General features: G+C 54.4%; 5 protein-coding genes. All 5 read right to left on the bottom strand.

Annotated elements, in window-relative coordinates:
- Positions 1–87 (bottom strand): NAD-dependent epimerase/dehydratase family protein (locus I8N66_RS36400; protein WP_291165233.1); only part of this gene is annotated, 87 nt, incomplete at its 3' end.
- Between the two features lies 1 nt (position 88).
- Complete coding sequence (locus I8N66_RS36405; RefSeq protein ID WP_291165225.1) at positions 89–1,129, bottom strand: SDR family oxidoreductase; 1,041 nt, start codon at positions 1,127–1,129, stop codon at positions 89–91.
- Positions 1,130–1,680: 551 nt separating this feature from the next.
- Positions 1,681–2,481: a response regulator transcription factor gene (locus I8N66_RS36410; RefSeq protein ID WP_291165228.1), complete on the bottom strand. Its 801-nt coding sequence runs from the start codon at positions 2,479–2,481 to the stop codon at positions 1,681–1,683.
- 993 nt (positions 2,482–3,474) lie between these two features.
- Complete coding sequence (locus I8N66_RS36415; protein WP_291165229.1) at positions 3,475–3,771, bottom strand: DUF2218 domain-containing protein; 297 nt, start codon at positions 3,769–3,771, stop codon at positions 3,475–3,477.
- Between the two features lie 104 nt (positions 3,772–3,875).
- A partial coding sequence (locus tag I8N66_RS36420) for an ABC transporter substrate-binding protein (protein ID WP_291165231.1) occupies positions 3,876–4,129 on the bottom strand: 254 nt, incomplete at its 5' end.

The following is a 4,129-nucleotide window of genomic DNA, read 5'->3' on the forward strand; positions in this document are numbered from 1 at the left end:
GGGAACGAAGCCCTGCTGGGCAAGGCGCTTGCAGGTGTGGCTTCCTATAAAGCCGGCACCGCCGGTGACGAGTACGACGCGGGGCATCTCATACGGCCTCTCCCGCCGTTGCGCGTTCGGCCGCGCTGAGGCGCTCCTCGAAATAAGCGATGGTGCGTTCGAGCCCGTCACGCAACATCACCTTCGGCTCCCAGGCGAGCTCGGTCAGCGCGTGCGAGATATCGGGACGGCGCTGGCGAGGGTCGTCGACCGCCGCCGCCTGATGAACGATGCGCGAGCGCGAACCGGTCATAGACCGCACCATTTCCGCCAGCTCGAGAACGGTGAACTCCCCGGGATTGCCGAGGTTGATCGGTCCGATGCAGTCATCGGCCGAGACCGAAAGCCGGAGAAAACCGTCGATCAGGTCGTTGACATAGCAGAAGGACCGGGTCTGCTGCCCGTCGCCATAGATCGTCAGATCCCGGCCGAGAAGGGCCTGGACGACGAAGTTGGAGATCACCCGACCATCGTCCGGGCGCATGCGCGGACCGTAGGTATTGAAGATGCGCGCAACCTTGATCCTGACCCGATGGGAACGGTGATAATCGAAGAACAGGGTTTCGGCCGACCGTTTTCCCTCATCGTAGCAGGCACGCGGACCGATCGGATTGACGTTGCCGAAATAGACCTCGCGCTGCGGGCTGAGGAGCGGATCGCCGTAGACTTCCGAGGTCGAGGACTGGATGACGGTGGCGCCAGTGGCGCGCGCATTTTCGAGAGCATGCAGCGCGCCAAGGACGTTCGTCATGAGAGTGCCGACCGGATCGGCCTGATAGTCGGGCGGCGATGCGGGGGAAGCAAAATTGAAGATGACGTCAGCGTCGATCAGGTAGGGCTTGCGAACGTCGTGGTCGACGATGTGGAAATGCGGATTCTGCACCAAGTGAGAGAGATTTTCATGCCGTCCCGTTGAAAAATTGTCGAGACAAATAACAGTATGACCTAGAGAAAGAAGTCTTTCGCAAATATGAGAACCGAGAAAACCGCCTCCGCCTGTTACTAGTATTCTTCTTGGTATTCCTGCAATCTTCTTTAGAAACTCCCGTTGCCCGACGACAGACAACGGCCCCGGAGAGACCTTTCGCATGCGCACCTCCAATTATTGTACACACCATTCCTCATGGTGATTGGAGACGGGCTGCCTATAGAAAATATAATAAGGACTTTGTTCTTTATTACAAATTCACGCACAACCCGACATAAAAAGAAATCGACAATTCATCCACATATCTACTTATATTCACTTTCAATATTAGCTAATTATCAAATAACCAATGACGCGTCAACTAAAACAACAAGGAATGATACAATATCATCTGAAATAGGAATGAATAATTAGAAATCATAATTACGGATAGCTACATTTATTCTAAAGCCAATAATCATTTAGCTCTTTGTTAACCATAATATAATTACAAATGATTATAAACTCATGATGAGATCTACCGTTGTCAAGGGAGGGTTAGACCGTCACGCGATGCCGGTCGAAGATTTTCGCCATGGCGGCCACACGTCGCCACAAACCAGGTCACGGGATACCCGGCGTCTCCATCCGCAGGCCAATGCCAACGGCTGCGCTCTCGACCGCGTCGAGGCACAGAAAAGGAAAAAGGGCTCACTTGGCAGATGCCGCCGAACTTAGTTCTTCCAGCGCGACGAAAGCGTGTCGCTACCCCGTTCGGCCGCTGCATCGTTGGTGAAGTAACGCGATGCCGCCTCCGTGCGGTTGCGGACGTTCATCTTCTTGTAGATGTTGCGCACGTGAACCTTGACGGTGTTTTCTGACAAGCCAAGACGATCGGCGATGATCTTGTTTTGCGTTCCCTTGCAGATCAGGTCGAGAATCTGAACCTCACGGGTCGTCAATCCATCAGGCCCGGCATCGCGCTTGCGCCGGCCCGAGCCTCCGGCCGCGCCCGGCCCGGACAGCTCACCCCGACGGCCATAGAGGCTGTTTGCGCCGAAGGGCTCTGGCGAAAGCCGCCGCAGCAAGGCGGCCGGGAAGTGCTCGCCTCCCTTCATCAGCAAATCGATGGCTGCGAGGCAGACGTCCAGGTTCAGGTTCAACGGCAGAACCCCGTGGATCAAGCGCTCTTCGACGAAGCCGGCAATCGACGGATCGAGTTCGTCGGCGTTCTCCACCACCAGACCGATCGAGGTCTTGGGGTGAAACTCGTGAATGGTTCGCAGGATTGCTGGAAAAGACTTGGCCGGCATCCGATAGAGCATGATCAACGTCACATCGACGAGACTGCCGTCCAACAGATTGTCCGGATCGGAAAAGCAGACGATGTCGTGCCCTTGAAACCGTGAACCGACGGCCTGCATCAGGCACTCGGCAAACAGATCGATCTTGGCGAGCATGACGATCTTTTTCTTTTGCGACAAAGCCTTGTTGTTTTCTTCAAAATCACCAACGCTGGAGCTTCCAGGATACATTACGCCCTCCTAGGATTTTTCCATTTGTTTTTATGGGTGCTGCGGTTTTCCGCGGCGCACCATACTTTCAGAAAATTTATTCGGAACCACTATGCATCACGACGTCTTCCCGCCCCAGGAAAATTCGCGATAGCTAATGTAACGTAAAGATCTTCAATACGAAACAACCCAAAAGGATTAGAGGCACTTCATAGGCCTTCTTAAATCGTTATAAATCGAACCATCTTTGGGTTACACTGCAATCGGACCACTTATCGGAACGCGAAAAGCAGCATCAAGGCGGCAGCAATCGCTATTCCGTAGGACATGGCTCCCCATCCATTTCCGCGACAGACAGCCCTGCCGTTGTGAAAAAATGGATTAGCGGCTCAGGTATTCCCGCCGCAGGCTACCCACTTCTCGAGACTGATATACCTAAAAATACTTCCTTCGGGCTACCGAACTTCGTCTCGGGTGATGCCGACCGACCGGTCTCACGAAAAAAGAGGGAACACAACCGCCCTCCTGGCGCTTGCGGCTGCGCCGGCATGCGCGGATTTTCACGCAGGAACAACGGCTTGGGGCCGCGGATTACGCCATAAACGGTCAATAATTACAAACCACTAACCAGAATTGGTATCTTCCGCATGTCCACATTCGGAGTCACATTGGCGTTTCGTTCCTGAGTATGAACGAAATAAGCCGGGCACCGGAGGATCTTTGCTCCGCCATTCCCTTTTAACCCGGCGCGTGGCGTACGTGTAAACCTGAGTAAACGCAAAGAATACATTGATCGATTGCGGACTTCGATCCGTCAAGAAATTTTAAAAAAGCATAAAATTCGAAATGTATTTTAAAGAAAGCAATACAAATCAGGTTAAAATATTGAATATTCTTAAGAACGGAGCCAACCCCAGTAAAATACCGTAAGATCTAAGGGTATTTGGTGTTGGCTCCTTTTTAATCAAAACCACCGTCTCAGCGCCCTCGAAAGGGCCGTTCCCCACACCCTCTTCAGTCTTCGCTCTCGCTCCAAACGAGTGCCTTCAGTTCTTCCCGAAATGCGAACCGGACAATGTGACTTTCGACGATGTCCTTGCCTCGCCGCAACGCCTCGGCATCCGGAGCCTCAACGACGAAGCACAGCTGGTCGCCATTCGCGATCATACGCGCCGTCGCCCCGCCCGGCATGGCCGCCACGGCGTCCGTCTCCGTGTACTCGACCGCTATCTTGTGCGCGAAATGTTTCGACATCTGCTGGAGGTATCGGGACGCCCGCTCCGTGGTGAAGCCGCTGGACGCTTTCGGCATGATCTGTTCCTGTCCTGTCTCTTAAAAAATGAAACGGCCGCGAACGATATGTTCCCGGCCGATCCGATCCACGCGTACCAGCGAGCTATCGCCCGCAACCGTGCTTACTTCTCAAGCGCCTGGGTGAGCTGGTCGACGATGTCCTGCTGCGACTTCAGGCCCGACGCCGTCAGATACAGCTTGGCGGAGTCGAGATAGACCACATGGCCGTCCTTCCAGGCCTTGGTCTGGCGGACCAGTTCGTTGTCGAGCAGGGCGGCCGCTGGCTGCGCCTGCTGGCCGATCGCCGCGTCGCGGTCAACGACGAAGATCCAGTCGGGGTTGGTCTCGAGGATGTACTCGTAGGAAACCGCCTGAC

The organism is Ensifer sp. SSB1 (assembly GCF_016652895.1).
GTDB lineage: Bacteria > Pseudomonadota > Alphaproteobacteria > Rhizobiales > Rhizobiaceae > Ensifer.